At 37.1% G+C, this 15,383-nt stretch carries 22 protein-coding genes; 2 read left to right on the plus strand and 20 right to left on the minus strand.

Annotated elements, in window-relative coordinates; all coding sequences use genetic code 11:
* The 17 genes from rpmC to iscR all read right to left on the minus strand — a co-directional run bounded on the left by rpmC (position 1) and on the right by iscR (position 10,332).
* On the minus strand, positions 1-192 hold the full coding sequence (rpmC, locus tag ACYIAJ_RS05015) for a 50S ribosomal protein L29 (protein WP_034902373.1): 192 nt from the start codon (positions 190-192) through the stop codon (positions 1-3).
* Positions 193-603, minus strand: a complete 411-nt coding sequence (rplP, locus tag ACYIAJ_RS05020) for a 50S ribosomal protein L16 (protein ID WP_034911153.1) — start codon at positions 601-603, stop codon at positions 193-195.
* A 12-nt stretch (positions 604-615) separates the two neighbouring features.
* Positions 616-1,353, minus strand: a complete 738-nt coding sequence (gene rpsC, locus ACYIAJ_RS05025; RefSeq protein WP_025314388.1) for a 30S ribosomal protein S3 — start codon at positions 1,351-1,353, stop codon at positions 616-618.
* Between the two features lie 14 nt (positions 1,354-1,367).
* On the minus strand, positions 1,368-1,700 hold the full coding sequence (gene rplV, locus ACYIAJ_RS05030) for a 50S ribosomal protein L22 (RefSeq protein WP_034947997.1): 333 nt from the start codon (positions 1,698-1,700) through the stop codon (positions 1,368-1,370).
* 13 nt (positions 1,701-1,713) lie between these two features.
* Positions 1,714-1,992, minus strand: coding sequence for a 30S ribosomal protein S19 (gene rpsS, locus ACYIAJ_RS05035; RefSeq protein ID WP_024496505.1), 279 nt, complete (start codon positions 1,990-1,992; stop codon positions 1,714-1,716).
* A 19-nt stretch (positions 1,993-2,011) separates the two neighbouring features.
* Complete coding sequence (gene rplB / locus ACYIAJ_RS05040) at positions 2,012-2,836, minus strand: 50S ribosomal protein L2 (RefSeq protein ID WP_091347782.1); 825 nt, start codon at positions 2,834-2,836, stop codon at positions 2,012-2,014.
* A gap of 18 nt (positions 2,837-2,854) precedes the next feature.
* On the minus strand, positions 2,855-3,157 hold the full coding sequence (rplW, locus tag ACYIAJ_RS05045) for a 50S ribosomal protein L23 (RefSeq protein WP_034885052.1): 303 nt from the start codon (positions 3,155-3,157) through the stop codon (positions 2,855-2,857).
* On the minus strand, positions 3,154-3,756 hold the full coding sequence (gene rplD / locus ACYIAJ_RS05050; protein WP_065586696.1) for a 50S ribosomal protein L4: 603 nt from the start codon (positions 3,754-3,756) through the stop codon (positions 3,154-3,156). Before rplD ends, rplW begins: the two co-directional genes overlap by 4 nt.
* Before the next feature lie 16 nt (positions 3,757-3,772).
* Positions 3,773-4,399, minus strand: coding sequence for a 50S ribosomal protein L3 (rplC, locus tag ACYIAJ_RS05055; protein ID WP_483559699.1), 627 nt, complete (start codon positions 4,397-4,399; stop codon positions 3,773-3,775).
* A 31-nt stretch (positions 4,400-4,430) separates the two neighbouring features.
* Complete coding sequence (gene rpsJ, locus ACYIAJ_RS05060) at positions 4,431-4,742, minus strand: 30S ribosomal protein S10 (RefSeq protein WP_006120582.1); 312 nt, start codon at positions 4,740-4,742, stop codon at positions 4,431-4,433.
* 367 nt (positions 4,743-5,109) lie between these two features.
* The gene (gene fdx / locus ACYIAJ_RS05065; protein ID WP_065638308.1) at positions 5,110-5,448 is read right to left on the minus strand and encodes an ISC system 2Fe-2S type ferredoxin; all 339 of its coding nucleotides are present in this window, start codon (positions 5,446-5,448) and stop codon (positions 5,110-5,112) included.
* Positions 5,449-5,462: 14 nt separating this feature from the next.
* Positions 5,463-7,322 carry a Fe-S protein assembly chaperone HscA gene (gene hscA, locus ACYIAJ_RS05070; RefSeq protein WP_483559700.1) on the minus strand — a complete coding sequence of 620 codons (1,860 nt, stop codon included), beginning with the start codon at positions 7,320-7,322 and terminating at the stop codon, positions 5,463-5,465.
* A 36-nt stretch (positions 7,323-7,358) separates the two neighbouring features.
* Positions 7,359-7,877, minus strand: coding sequence for a Fe-S protein assembly co-chaperone HscB (gene hscB / locus ACYIAJ_RS05075; protein ID WP_483559702.1), 519 nt, complete (start codon positions 7,875-7,877; stop codon positions 7,359-7,361).
* A gap of 15 nt (positions 7,878-7,892) precedes the next feature.
* Positions 7,893-8,216, minus strand: a complete 324-nt coding sequence (gene iscA / locus ACYIAJ_RS05080; protein ID WP_483559704.1) for an iron-sulfur cluster assembly protein IscA — start codon at positions 8,214-8,216, stop codon at positions 7,893-7,895.
* On the minus strand, positions 8,216-8,602 hold the full coding sequence (gene iscU, locus ACYIAJ_RS05085; protein ID WP_065586702.1) for a Fe-S cluster assembly scaffold IscU: 387 nt from the start codon (positions 8,600-8,602) through the stop codon (positions 8,216-8,218). Before iscU ends, iscA begins: the two co-directional genes overlap by 1 nt.
* A gap of 15 nt (positions 8,603-8,617) precedes the next feature.
* A complete protein-coding gene (locus tag ACYIAJ_RS05090) occupies positions 8,618-9,832 on the minus strand; it encodes an IscS subfamily cysteine desulfurase (protein WP_483559707.1) in 1,215 nt (404 codons plus the stop codon).
* Between the two features lie 44 nt (positions 9,833-9,876).
* On the minus strand, positions 9,877-10,332 hold the full coding sequence (iscR, locus tag ACYIAJ_RS05095) for a Fe-S cluster assembly transcriptional regulator IscR (RefSeq protein ID WP_160403052.1): 456 nt from the start codon (positions 10,330-10,332) through the stop codon (positions 9,877-9,879).
* Between the two features lie 162 nt (positions 10,333-10,494).
* On the opposite strand from iscR, the gene sltY reads away from it, so the two are divergent.
* Positions 10,495-12,435 carry a murein transglycosylase gene (sltY, locus tag ACYIAJ_RS05100; protein ID WP_483559709.1) on the plus strand — a complete coding sequence of 647 codons (1,941 nt, stop codon included), beginning with the start codon at positions 10,495-10,497 and terminating at the stop codon, positions 12,433-12,435.
* Positions 12,436-12,446: 11 nt separating this feature from the next.
* Complete coding sequence (gene trpR, locus ACYIAJ_RS05105; protein WP_483559711.1) at positions 12,447-12,737, plus strand: trp operon repressor; 291 nt, start codon at positions 12,447-12,449, stop codon at positions 12,735-12,737.
* Between the two features lie 41 nt (positions 12,738-12,778).
* Here trpR and robA read toward each other — a convergent pair whose 3' ends face one another.
* The 3 genes from robA to ACYIAJ_RS05120 form a co-directional block, all read right to left on the minus strand.
* Entirely contained in the window at positions 12,779-13,702 is a 924-nt protein-coding gene (gene robA / locus ACYIAJ_RS05110; protein ID WP_483559713.1) for an MDR efflux pump AcrAB transcriptional activator RobA, read from the minus strand.
* Between the two features lie 96 nt (positions 13,703-13,798).
* Positions 13,799-14,380 carry a Fe-S biogenesis protein NfuA gene (gene nfuA, locus ACYIAJ_RS05115; protein ID WP_180214359.1) on the minus strand — a complete coding sequence of 194 codons (582 nt, stop codon included), beginning with the start codon at positions 14,378-14,380 and terminating at the stop codon, positions 13,799-13,801.
* Between the two features lie 100 nt (positions 14,381-14,480).
* On the minus strand, positions 14,481-15,152 hold the full coding sequence (locus tag ACYIAJ_RS05120) for a phosphoribosyltransferase family protein (RefSeq protein ID WP_483559714.1): 672 nt from the start codon (positions 15,150-15,152) through the stop codon (positions 14,481-14,483).
* Between the last annotated feature and the right edge of the window lie 231 nt (positions 15,153-15,383).

The raw sequence follows: 15,383 nt of genomic DNA on the forward strand, positions 1-15,383 counted from the left end.
TTACGCACCCGCCTTCTCAGTTAATAACGTTTTAACACGTGCAATATTACGACGCACTTGTTTTAACATATGAGTCTGTGTTAACTGACCTCCAGCTAATTGCATACGTAAGTTAAATTGCTCACGTAATAAATTAAGAAGTTCAGTATTTAACTCTTCAACGCTTTTTTCGCGTAGCTCTTTTGCTTTCATTTACATCACCGTCTTAATCACAAAGGTGGTTTTAATTGGCAGTTTTGCAGCTGCCAACGCAAATGCTTCACGAGCAACTTCTTCCGGTACACCGTCCATTTCATAAAGGACTTTACCTGGTTGAATCTGAGCAACCCAGTATTCAACGTTACCCTTACCTTTACCCATACGCACTGCAAGTGGTTTTTCGGTAATTGGTTTATCAGGGAAAACTCGAATCCAGATTTTACCTTGACGCTTAACTGCACGAGTCATTGCACGACGTGCTGCTTCGATCTGGCGCGCAGTCAAACGACCACGACCTACAGCCTTAAGACCGAATGTACCGAAACTAACATCAGTACTTACAGCAAGACCACGATTGCGGCCCTTGTGCACTTTACGGAATTTTGTACGCTTTGGTTGTAACATCAGCGACGCTCCTTATTGTTTTCGGCCTTTTCGCTGCTTTTTCGGTTGAGCAGCAGGTTGTTTTTCTGCTTGTTCAACGGCAGCCATACCACCAAGGATCTCACCTTTGAAGATCCACACTTTAACACCAATAATACCATAGGTAGTTAATGCTTCAGACAAACCATAGTCGATGTCCGCTCGTAATGTGTGTAAAGGTACACGACCTTCACGATACCATTCGCTACGAGCAATTTCAGCGCCGCCTAAACGACCACTTACTTCAACTTTGATACCTTTAGCACCCGCCTTCATTGCATTTTGAACCGCACGTTTCATAGCACGACGGAACATAACACGGCGTTCTAATTGAGAAGTGATACTATCAGCAACTAATTTTGCATCAAGTTCTGGTTTACGAACTTCAGCAATATTAATTTGTACTGCAACATCACGTTTTTCTCTTTTGTCTTTATATTTATTGACAATAGAAGCTACGGCATTACGTAATTTTTCAACGTCCTCGCCTTTTTTACCAATCACAATACCCGGACGAGCAGTGTGGATAGTAATACGAACGTTAGTTTCTGCTGAACGGTCGATCACAATCTTAGAGATTGACGCTTGTGCTAATTCTTTGTTCAAGAATTCACGCACTCTAAAATCACTTTCTAAATTATCAGCGAATGTCTTTGTACCCGAATACCATGTAGATGTCCAAGGCTTGACGATGCCTAAACGGATACCATTTGGATTTACTTTTTGACCCATTGCTATTCTCCAGCCTAGCGATCTGAAACGATCACGGTGATGTGACTCGTACGCTTCAAAATTCGATCTGCACGACCTTTCGCACGAGGCATAATACGCTTCATGGTTGGGCCTTCATCTACGAAAATTTTCGCAACTTTTAGATCATCAATATCAGCACCATCGTTATGCTCTGCATTAGCAATAGCAGACTCTAATACTTTTTTAACAAGTACAGCCGCTTTTTTATTGGTGTACGTTAAAATATCTAGTGCCTGAGACACATTCTTACCGCGAACAAGATCTGCAACTAAGCGAACTTTTTGTGCAGAAGAACGAGCGTGGCGGTACTTTGCAATTGTTTCCATCTCTTTCTCCTACTTATTTCTTCTTAGCTTTCTTATCGGCTGCGTGACCGCGATAAGTACGAGTCGGCGCGAATTCACCCAATTTATGACCAACCATTTCGTCGGAAACATAAACTGGAACGTGCTGACGACCATTATGGACAGCGATGGTCAATCCGATCATATTAGGAAAGATCGTTGAACGACGGGACCAAGTACGAATTGGTTTCTTGTCCCCGCTTTCCACCGCTTTCTCTACCTTCTTCAGCAAGTGTAGGTCAATGAAAGGACCCTTCTTGAGAGAACGTGGCATAGCTAATCCTCTATATTAATTATTTCTTATTGCGACGGCGAACAATATACTTATCAGTACGTTTGTTGCTACGCGTTTTCAATCCTTTGGCTTTTTGACCCCATGGAGACACAGGATGTTTACCAAAGTTACGACCTTCACCACCACCATGTGGATGGTCTACCGGGTTCATTGCTGTACCACGAACAGTAGGACGAATACCACGCCAACGCGATGCACCCGCTTTACCTAATACGCGAAGCATATGCTCTGAATTACCCACTTCACCAACAGTGGCGCGGCAATCAGATAATACTTTACGCATTTCACCTGAACGTAGACGTAATGTTACATAAGCACCATCACGCGCAACGATTTGAACATAACTACCAGCAGAGCGAGCAAGTTGTCCGCCTTTACCTGGTTTCATTTCAATATTATGCACGGTAGAACCTACTGGAATATTGCGCATTGGTAAACAGTTACCTGTTTTAATCGATGCATCAACACCAGATTGGATCTGATCACCTGCTTTTAAGCCTTTAGGCGCTAAAATATAACGACGTTCACCGTCTTTATATAAAACCAATGCAATATTTGCACTACGGTTTGGATCATATTCCAAACGCTCAACAACTGCTGGAATACCATCTTTATTACGCTTAAAATCGACAATACGATAATGTTGTTTATGACCACCACCAATATGACGGGTAGTGATACGACCATTATTATTGCGACCACCAGTTTTGCTTTTTGAATCAAGCAACGGTGCATAAGGCTTACCTTTATGCAACTCTGGGTTAACCACTTTAACAACGTGGCGACGACCCGGAGATGTAGGTTTACACTTAACAACTGCCATTGTTCTTACTCCTCCGAATTACTCAGCGACGCCAGCAAGGTCTAAATTTTGACCTTCTGCTAAAGTAACGTAAGCTTTTTTCCAGTCGCTACGGCGACCGATTTGTTGACCACGACGTTTAACTTTACCTTTAACAACAAGAGTATTAACGTCATCTACTTTAACTTCAAATAGTTGTTCAACTGCGGCTTTAATCTCTCTCTTAGTAGCATCTTTAGCAACTTTCAATACTAATGTATTTGTTTTTTCCATTGAAATAGATGCTTTTTCAGAAACATGTGGTGCTCGCAGGACTTTAAGCAGACGCTCTTCACGAATCATGCTAACATCTCCTCTACTTGTTTAACAGCATCAACAGTGATAACCACTTTGTCAAATGCAATCAAACTAACTGGATCAATACCTGCCACATCACGCACATCAACTTTATGTAAGTTGCGTGCTGCTAAGAAAAGATTTTCATCAACTTCAGAAGCGATAATAAGAACATCATTAAGGTTCATATCATTTAATTTCTGAGTTAATAATTTAGTCTTAGGTGCTTCAACAGTAAATGTTTCAACCACAACTAAACGTTCTTGACGCACTAATTCAGAGAAAATACTCTTTAATGCACCACGATACATTTTACGGTTAACTTTTTGGCTATGATCTTGTGGTTTTGCTGCAAATGTCACACCACCACTACGCCAAATTGGGCTCTTAACAGAACCTGCACGAGCACGACCTGTGCCTTTTTGACGCCATGGTTTTTTGCCTGAACCAGCGATTTCTGCACGAGTTTTTTGTGCGCGAGAGCCCTGACGAGCAGCAGATGCATAAGCAACAACTACTTGATGAACTAACGCTTCATTAAACTCACGTCCGAAGGTAGTTTCGGAAACAGAAAGCGCTTGCGCGTCTTTTACTACTAATTCCATCTCTATCTCCTCGACGTTAAGCCTTGATTGCCGGTTTAACAATTACGTCACTATTGATTGCGCCAGGAACTGCACCTTTAATTAATAAAAGATTGCGTTCAGCATCAACACGTACAATATCTAAGTTTTGAACGGTTACACGTTCATTACCTAAGTGACCTGCCATTTTACGACCTTTGAACACTTTACCTGGAGTTTGGTTTTGACCGATAGAGCCATGACCACGGTGTGCCAAAGAGTTACCATGAGTTGCATCTTGAGTACGGAAATTCCAACGTTTAGTTACGCCAGCAAAACCTTTACCTTTAGATGTTCCAGTAACATCAACTTTTTTAACGTCTGTGAAAATATCAACGTTAATACTTTGACCTACAGTAAATTCGCCTTCTTCAAAACGAAACTCCCATAGACCACGACCAGCTTCAACGCCAGCCTTAGCGAAATGACCTGCTTCAGGCTTGTTTACGCGACTTGCTTTTTTGCTGCCAGTAGTAACCTGAATAGCTTGATAACCATCATTATCAAGTGTTTTAACTTGAGTAACACGGTTGCTTTGAACTTCAACTACGGTGACAGGAATAGAAACACCTTCTTCAGTGAAGATACGTGTCATTCCTACTTTACGACCGATTAAACCAATCATTGTTTCGACCTCTCAATCATTCAGCTTAGGATTAACCTAAACTGATCTGCACATCAACACCGGCAGCAAGATCTAGACGCATTAAAGCATCAACTGTTTTTTCAGTTGGCTCAACAATATCAACTAGACGTTTATGAGTGCGAATCTCGTATTGATCACGCGCATCTTTATTAACGTGCGGAGAAATCAATACAGTAAAACGCTCTTTGCGTGTCGGTAATGGAATAGGACCACGAACTTGCGCACCAGTGCGCTTCGCAGTTTCTACAATTTCAGCAGTTGATTGATCAATCAAACGATGATCAAACGCTTTTAACCGGATACGGATTCTTTGGTTCGACATGAGACCAGAGCTCCATTATTTAAAAGTTATAACAAAAGACTACTCCTCTTGCCCTGTTTCGATTGACAGGAGAGTGTAATCCGTTCTTTTTCGTAACCCCCAGATCGGGAGTATTGTTGATATAATTAGCTATTTTCTACATAACGATTATATCTTTTTATCATTTGCTTATATAAAGGCAATAAACAAAGTGGATAGATTATACTCCTTTAGTTAACTAACGGCAAGAAATAAATACAGATATTTAGATTTAAAGATAAAGCGATTTTTCTGGTTATTGATTTATCGGTATCAAATTTCAATCAACTAACCAGATTTAATATTTATTTTTATATAGTGGGTAATCATTCGTTATTATGATAACGAGTTAATGATCTTCTTTGGCATGATTAAGGCTATATCTAGGAATTTCGACCTCTAGATCTTGATTCGTGACACGAGCTTGACAACTTAAACGGCTATGAGGTTCAACACCCCACGCTTTGTCTAGCATGTCATCTTCTTGCTCATCACTTTCTTCTAAAGAATCGAACCCTTTGCGAACAATACAATGGCATGTAGAACAAGCACATGACATTTCACACGCATGCTCAATTTCAATATCATTGCGCAATGCCACTTCTAAAATAGATTCGCCTTCTTGTGCCTCAACAGTTTTTCCATCTGGGCAAAGATCGGCATTCGGTAAAAAAGTAATTTTTGGCATAATAATCTCGTTAGTTAAATATCATCAATTTTATGACCAGTTAAAGCATGACGAATAGACCTATCCATTCGCTTGGCAGCAAAATCTTGTGTCACGTTATCTACAATTTTTATTTGCTTTTCAATTGCGTAACTATTATCTGATTCACTCGCTACTTGTAATTGATGCTTAGCTGCTAAAATCAGGTTCAGTTCCTTTTCATTTAATAAGTCAGCATCTTTATCTAAGGCACTTTGTAAGCTTTCAAGCACTCTAGCAGCCTCAACTTTTTGTTCAGCAAGCATTCGAATCTGTTTATCTTGCTCTGCATTACTGATGGAATCTTGAATCATATCAGCAATTTCATTATCAGTTAATCCATATGAAGGTTTTACTTGGATAGTGGCTTCAATACCCGTCGATTTTTCCATTGCTGTAACATTTAATAAACCATCGGCATCAACTTGAAAAGTCACCCTAATGTGCGCGCCGCCGGCTGGCATTGGTGGGATACCTTGCAATGTAAAACGAGCCAACGATCGACAGTCAGCAACACTTTCACGTTCTCCTTGTAAAACATGAATCATCATCGCAGTTTGACCATCTTTAAAAGTGGTAAATTCTTGAGCCCTTGCACACGGGATCGTACTATTACGTGGAATAATTTTTTCAACCAATTCGCCCATGATTTCAATGCCTAACGACAATGGGATCACATCAAGCAATAACATATCCGAATCAGGTTTATTTCCAACTAAAATATCAGCTTGAATAGCTGCACCAATAGCAACTACTTTATCCGGATCAATAGATGTTAACGGATGTGTTTTAAAATAATTCGCGACTGATTGTCGTACTAACGGCACGCGAGTTGAGCCACCAACCATAACAACTTCAACCACTTCATCCACACTAATCTCGGCATCTTTTAACGCTCGGCGACAAACAGCCAAAGTACGTTTAACCAATGGCTCAATTAATTGTTCAAATTGCTGGCGGGTAATAGTCAATGACTGATTATCAAGCGACAATACAGCCGAATCTTGACGACTCAGTAAAATCTTTATTTCAGTCGCTTGGTTACTGATTTTTTGATTAATATAAGGGTCTATATTATTAACTAACCCTAATTCCCTCTTTATATAGTCAGCTAGTAACCGATCAAAATCATCACCACCAAGTGCAGAATCACCACCGGTTGCTAGGACTTCAAAAACACCTTTATTTAAGCGCAAAATAGAAATATCAAAAGTACCACCACCTAAATCATAAACAGCGATAACACCTTCCTTTCCTGAATCTAAACCATAGGCAATAGCAGCAGCTGTAGGCTCATTAAGTAAACGCAATACATGCAAGCCAGCTAATTTTGCAGCATCTTTCGTTGCTTGCCGTTGTGCATCATCAAAATAGGCAGGCACAGTAATAACTACACCATCAATTTCACCTTGCAAGCTCTCTTTTGCTCGCTCAGCTAAAGCTGTCAGAATTTCTGATGAAACTTGTATTGGATTGACTTGATCATTAGGCAAATTTAATAAAGGAACACCATTTTCAGTTTGTGAAAAAGTATAAGGAAAATGTGATAAGTCTATATCAGATAAACTTCGCCCCATTAATCGTTTAATAGAGCTGACTGTATTTTGCGGATCATTAACGGCGTTGTCTTTGGCATTTTTTCCAATCGTAATAATGGGGTTATCATCATGATCAACACCATAATGCACAACAGATGGCAACAGTGAATTACCTTCTAAATCAGGCAATACCTCTGCTTGTCCACTTCTAACCGTTGCTACTAATGAATTCGTTGTGCCAAGATCAATCCCCACCGCAAGGCGACGCTGATGTGGTAGTGGAGTTTGTCCTGGTTCACTGATCTGTAATAATACCATTTAATCTATCTCTATCGATACGTTACTTATTTTAAATTATAAATCAAATTGCTTTTCTTGTAACTTTTCGATTTGTTCAATCAACCTAGCAAGATAGCGGATTTTATAGATCTGATTAAGTGCAGCTGACCAATTTTGATTAGTAATAAATTGTAATAATTCGTTATAAACTGTATTTTGACGCGCAACAATTTCATCATGAAAATCATCTAATAATTCAAAATTCCCTTTGCTCTCGATTTCATCAAGCTTTTCACGTAAAACAAATTGCTCCATTAAAAAATCGGCATCATGAATAATATTTTGTTCAGTTGCCACATCAAAACCTTGTAGAGATAAAAAATACTCGGCAGCTTTGATTGGATTTTTTAACGTATGGTAACCATCATTAATGGTTGCTGATTTTTGAACAATTGCCACTTTATCATTATCGGTTGCAACAGCAAAATTATCTGGGTGATATTGCCTTTGCAATTGCTGATAATGAGTTGTTAGCTCAGCTATATTCACAGGTAATTGAACCGGCAAATTAAATAGCTCAAAGTAATTAACCATAATTATTGTGTCCAATTACACATTAAAGCTTTCACCGCAACCACATTCGTGTTGCACATTGGGATTATTAAACTTGAAACCTTCGTTTAATCCTTCTTTAACAAAATCAAGTTCAGTACCATCAATATAGACTAAACTCTTTTTATCCACGATAACTTTGACTTGTTTATCTTCAAAGACACTATCATCATCATTAATCACATCGGCAAACTCTAAAACATACGCCATACCAGAACAACCTGATGTTTTAACACCTAATCGTAACCCAACACCTTTTCCTCGATTAGCAAGGAAAGCTTGGACACGATTAGCTGCGCTATTAGTCAATGTGATTGCCATTAGCGTTGTCCTTTTTTCGTTTTATAGTCTTCAATAGCTGCTTTAATTGCATCTTCCGCTAAAATCGAACAATGAATTTTTACTGGAGGTAAAGCAAGTTCCTTAGCAATATCCGTATTTTTGATCGCTCCTGCTTCGTCTAATGATTTACCTTTTATCCACTCTGTAACCAAGGAACTTGATGCAATTGCACTACCACAACCATAAGTTTTAAACTTAGCATCTTCAATAATCCCATTATCATTCACTTTGATTTGTAAACGCATCACATCCCCACACGCTGGCGCGCCAACCATACCGCTACCGACATTAGGATCATTTTGATCAAATGAACCAACATTACGTGGGTTTTCATAATGATCAACAACTTTTTCACTATATGCCATAATTTACTCCTAATTTTAATGTGCTGACCATTTAATTTTTGTTAAATCAACGCCATCTTTAAACATTTCCCAAAGTGGCGATAAATCTCTTAGTTTATCTATAGAATCTTTAATTAATTTAATGACGTAATCAACTTCTTCTTCAGTACTAAATCGCCCAAATGAAAAACGAATTGAACTATGTGCAAGCTCATCATTAAGACCCAATGCTCGAAGTACATAAGAAGGTTCCAAACTTGCAGATGTACAAGCTGAACCTGATGATACGGCTAAATCTTTTAAAGCCATCATCAATGATTCACCTTCAACATAAGCGAAGCTTACATTCAAGATATTTGGCACTCCATGTTCTAAAGATCCATTAAGATAGACTTCTTCAATATCTTTTAAACCATCCCATAAACGATTTTTTAAAGCTAATAAGCGTGGCATTTCGGTCGCCATCTCTTCTTTTGCAATACGGTATGCTTCGCCCATACCCACGATTTGGTGTACAGGTAAAGTACCTGAGCGCATCCCACGTTCATGACCACCGCCGTGCATTTGTGCTTCAATGCGCACACGTGGTTTACGTCTTACATAAAGCCCACCAATACCTTTTGGTCCATAAATCTTATGGCCCGAAAATGACATCAAATCAACTTTTAAGTTGGCTACATCAATGGGTAATTTACCAACAGATTGTGTTGCATCAACATGAAAAACAATACCTCGTTCACGACACATCTCGCCAATTTTTTCAATGTTTTGTATTACACCTGTTTCGTTATTAACATGCATAATTGATACAACAGTTGTATCACTGCGCATTGCTGCTGCAAGTTTATCTAAATCGAGTATACCATTAGATTCTGGTGCTAAATAAGTCACTTCATAACCTTCTCGCTCAAGTTGGCGACAAGTGTCAAGCACAGCCTTGTGCTCAGTTTTACAAGTAATAATGTGCTTACCTTTGGCTTGATTAAAATGAGCAGCACCTTTGATTGCTAAATTATCGGCTTCAGTTGCACCTGATGTAAAAACGATTTCGCGAGAATCAGCTCCAATAAGATCAGCTATTTGATTACGTGCAATATCAACCGCTTCTTCAGCTTGCCAACCAAATTTGTGGGAACGAGATGCCGGATTACCAAATATACCGTCTGGCGTTAAATATTGCATCATTTTTTCAGCAACTCTAGGATCTACAGGCGTTGTCGCTGCATAATCCATATAAATAGGTAGTTTCATTAATTACTCCCAATGACAAATTCTGTATTGTATATTGTATTTTATTAATTAATTTGAAGGTGTTGTATATTACTTTGTCGATTAGCTACGGCTTTAACTTCTTTATTATTGACCAATTCGCTCAGTGTAATACTAGTTAAAAAGTCCTCAATTCGTTCACTTAAATCATTCCATAGTGTATGAGTTAAACACCTAACACCGCCTTGGCATCCGTCTTGCCCATGGCATTTTGTTGCATGCACTGTCTCATCGACAGCTTTAACAATTGAACTAATAGCAATTTGATCCATAGAACGACTCAGAATATAACCACCGCCAGGACCTCTGACACTTAGAACCAAACCATTTTTTCGTAATCGAGCAAACAATTGTTCCAGATAAGAAAGTGAAATTTCTTGACGCTCTGAAATATCAGCAAGTGATACCGGTCCTGAATCAGCGTGTAGAGCAACATCAAGCATTGCCGTCACCGCATATCGTCCTTTTGATGTCAGTTTCATTGATTATTCCCCTATATTTATTAACACTTATTGTATATATCCTTTTAATTTAGTCAAGTATTTAGTTGAGTGTTTTAGTAGGAATTAAGGTGTAGTTCATCATCGACGAATCATAGCTTAATATGCTAATCTAATAAAATGAATTCTTATAAGGATTAAAGAATGAAATTAGTTTTACGTTATTTTTTAGTAATAGGCCTACTGTTCACCAGCAATACTTACGCCGCTGATTCTCAAAAGACTCTACGAGAAAATTATCAAAAATGGCTTGATTCTTATCAATCACTGACTTTTGAAGAACAGCAAACATTGCTCACCGCCATAAAAGATTATCCTTTATACCCTTATGCTGCCATTCAGTTTTTTCAGAATAATATTAGATTAGTTCCACCGCAAATGGTAAGTGATTTTGTCAACCAATATAAAGACTTTCCGTTAACGGCTTCATTAACACAATCTTATCTAACGGAATTAAGCAATCGTCAAGATTGGAATGCAATCATTGCATTCCCCAAAGATAATTCCACACTATCTAATTGTCGCTATCAATATGCATTACTACAGCAAGGAAATAACGAGGCGGCCTTTAACGCTATTGAATCCCTTTGGGTGACCGGTAAAGAACTTCCTTCTGCGTGCGATCCATTACTCGATGCATGGGATCAAGCAGGTAAGCTAACAGCCAATTTAGTATTATCACGTATTGAACTAGCTATTGAAGCAAATAATTTAAAATTAGCCAAATATCTAGCTAACTTACTTGATGACAAGTACAAAACAATCAAAAGTAATTTACTCGCTGTACTTGATAATCCTAAAAAATTAGAAGCTTTTTCAAAAAATATTAAAGCTAGCTCTTTCACTAAAAAGATTGTCTTAGCATCATTTTCTCGCTTAGTAAAAGCAGATATGAACTTAGCTGCATCATTATTGCCAAAATTGGTTAAACAGCAGGCTTTAAATGAAGTGGAGCAAGTTGCGTTACAAAAAAGTTTGGCCAACAGCTACTTTAATGATTCTGCAACTGATGAACAAATTAAATGGCGTGATAACTATATTGCCAAATATCATGATACAACATTAGTCGAAAAACGTATTCGCCTTGCTATCGATAACTATAACTTTACTGATATTGCTTATTGGATAGCACAATTATCGCCAGAAGATCAATTAAAAGAAGAATGGCAATATTGGCAAGCTCGAGTATTACTCAGTAAAAATCAAAAAAATGAAGCTAACCAAATTTTACAAACACTAACAACTAAACGTGGATTTTATGGCATGATAAGTGCACAAACACTTAACCAGCCTTATTCGCTCAACAACCAATCTGAAAAGATTACACCATCTGAAATATCAACACTAAAAGCTAAATATGATAATCAACCCTATGTAAAAAGGATTAACGAATTATACTATTTTGGTATGGCATCAGAATCAAGCAACGAATGGCGATATATGCTAAATAAGCAAACCAATAAAAATGAATATTTAACATTAGCTCAATATGCCTTACAAAAAGGCTGGGGTGATCTTAGTATTCAAGCAACTATTGTTGGCAAGCTTTGGAATAACTGGACTGAACGTTTACCAATTATGTACAAAGACTTATATAACAACGCATTAAAAGACAAAGCGATTGCGTTATCTTATGCTTTAGCTATTTCTCGTCAAGAAAGTGCACTTGACACTACAGTCAAATCACCTGCAGGTGCTCGAGGATTAATGCAATTAATGCCGGCTACAGCTAAAGAAACAGCCAAAAAAGTTAATTCAGTCACTTATGTTTCGTCTACACAATTGTTTGATCCTAAAACAAATATAGAATTAGGTACTTCCTATTTAAACACTGTTTATCTACAAAATGAAAATAATCGTATATTGTCTTCAGCAGCTTATAATGCAGGCCCTAATCGTGTAAAAAGATGGCTTAATAATAGTCATGGAAAACTGGATGCTGTTGCATTTATTGATAGCATACCGTTTACTGAAACGCGTAATTATGTGAAAAATGTATTGGTATATGATTATATTTATCAAATAATTTTAGGGCAAAAAGATGTCAATATTCTTAATTCAAATGAATTTAATAAACAATATTAATGGTGATTATAATGAAAACTAACGAATGGAAAGACACAGTTGAAATATTACACCAAGCATTTAACGATGGCTATTCACTTGATATATTAAAGCTATTAATGACCGCTGATGAACGCAATGCTTTAATTACTCGTGTCAAAATTGTACATTCACTACTTGATGGTTCAATCAATCAGCGACAACTTAAAGAGCAACTGAAAATTGGTATTGCAACAGTCACTAGAGGATCTAATAGTCTTAAAGAAGCGACGCCTGAATTCAAAAAATGGTTAGAAAATATTTTGTTAAAATCAGTAAATTAAACCGACCAGTCAATATCTATCAACAAATTGTATACTTCTGGTTATAACGATAAATTTGATTGGATATTGACGTTACTCTCTGCCACAACCGGCACACAATAATCACACTCCATACTTGTAATATCCTTAACCGATTCGGCGGTGCCATCATGATGGTTATGATGAATTTCAATTACACAACTAGAGCTACGCAAACGTACTTTTAATGCTGGCATGGCGGCTAAATGCACTTGCGAAATAAAATCACTAAACTCATCAGGAGAACCAATATATTTAAAACAAAGATACAAGCCACCTTCACTCACAACCTGTTCAATATTTTCAAGATTATTATTATGATCTAAAGCAATGGTATAAAAAAGCTCTTGTTCATTAGCATTATCTTTGCTTTTCAATATACGACTAAAAGCATAAATTTTGTCTGGTAGATTTTCACTTTTATGGTTACAGCGAGATATATAATTATAAAAAAATTGCGATCTTAGCTTATTTTCTTCATCTAATAATTGACTCAAATTACAATTATTCTTAAAAGTGATACCCCAAAAAGTTTTTTGAGGCATATTCACAAATTTTGGCTCGGGCAATGAAAGCCGGTTTTTATTAAGCTCAATAGCCGGTGTTAACCCTGTAGGATCCCAAAATTCCCCCCTACGGTAACTTGCTGGAGTTTCATTGAATTGTTTTTTAAAAGATCGGGTAAAAGTTTGCTGGGAATCAAAACGATATTGCATCGCAATATCTAAAATTGGTTTACTTGTCATACGCAAAGCGAGTGCGGCATAAGTTAAACGACGATGACGAATATAAGTACCAAGAACTTGACCTGTTACATCTTTAAACATACGTTGTAAATGCCACTTAGAATAACCTGATTTTTGTGCAACATGATCAATAGATAATGGTTGTTCCAAATTTTTTTCAATCCAAACGATAAGATCTGAAATAATACTAACTTGATTCATAAAACTCCATCACAATATCAAATGGCAAACGTTTATCGATTATGACTTAATCTTAGTAATAAGCAAGGTTTAAATAAAAATTATTTTCAGCTATTTCTAACAAAAAGAATGCGCTCCGGCTTGATGTTCAGTGATGTCTTTTACACCAGCCAGTTCAGGAAACTCTGCCATTAATTGTTTTTCAATACCTTCTTTCAAAGTATAATCGACCATTGAACAACCATTACAACCACCACCAAATTGTAATATAACATAATTATCTTCGGTCAACTCAACTAAACTCACATGCCCACCGTGGCTAGCCAATTGTGGGTTAACCTGCGCTTGAATTGCATAATTAACACGCTCAATGAGTGGGGCATCGTCTGCCACTTTTTTCATTTTTGAATTTGGTGCTTTTAATGTTAACTGCGAACCTAATTCATCTGTTACATAATCGATAACAGTTTCTTCTAGAAATGGTGCACTAATTTCATCTATATAAACTGAAAAATCAGCATACTTTTCTTCTATGTCGCCATCTTCTACTGTATCAGCCGGACAATACGAAACACCACATTCTGCGCTTGGCGTACCGGGATTAATAACAAATACCCGAATTTGAGTTCCATCGGGTTGATTAGCTAGCAATTTTTTAAAGTGCTGTTGAGCTGATTCAGAAATAGTGATAATAGACATAATCCCTCACTTCAATGTAATTAGGCAATAAACAGACCTAACATCATTTATAATAATAGTTGACTAACTTTCTTGGTTATTATAGAGGGTGTTTAAGATTTTACAATACTGTACGGCATAAACAAACGACATAAACACGTATTGCACCGCATTTTTTCAGTTGCTGGCTAATGGCATTAATTGTATTACCAGTTGTTACAATATCATCAATAAGCATGACCGATTTGTGTGAAAGATCTTGATTGCACATAAAAAGCGTTTCGACATTAGAGATTCGTTCAGTAAGAGTCAGCTTTTTTTGATCTAATCCTCTTTTCTTTCGAGACAACAAATGAGGATAAAAGTCACGATTTAACCATCTAGCAATAGGCTTGGCTAATAACTCAGCTTGATTAAAACCACGAGACCAATAACGAATATGATGTAACGGCACACAAGTGACCAAATCAGGTTTAATTAAAGCATCCATTTCTCGCCGTTGATACCAAGCCAAAAACATTAATCTTGCTAATGCCATATTTAGTTCAATTTTGTTATAAAATTTTAAATGATGAATCAACTTTTTCAGCGGATTAATATATTCAGAAACAGCAATAAGCTCATCCCAGTACGGTTTTTTTGTACGGCAACGATAACATATATCAGTCGACAAAGAATGCGGCAAACAGCACTGATGACAGACCTTATTAAATTTAGGTAGATTTTTAACACATTGGCTACAAATACCCTGATGGGGCAAAGATAAAGGCATATCACATAAAATGCATCGCATAGTATCACATACTTATTTGTAAAAATAATTTCAGGTAATATGACATTTCAATATAAAAACTGAAGTCATAAAAAAACATTTTTTATAAACCACTGACTTTTGTTTTTCTTATCAAGAAATACAAATATAATAGGGCAAACTAATTTTGTAACTGCATACAATTAAATACTTCTACGATCTACAACACAAAAAATTATCTGATTTTTCATAATAATTATTCAAAATAATTAA

Source organism: Gilliamella sp. X-46 (assembly GCF_057063525.1).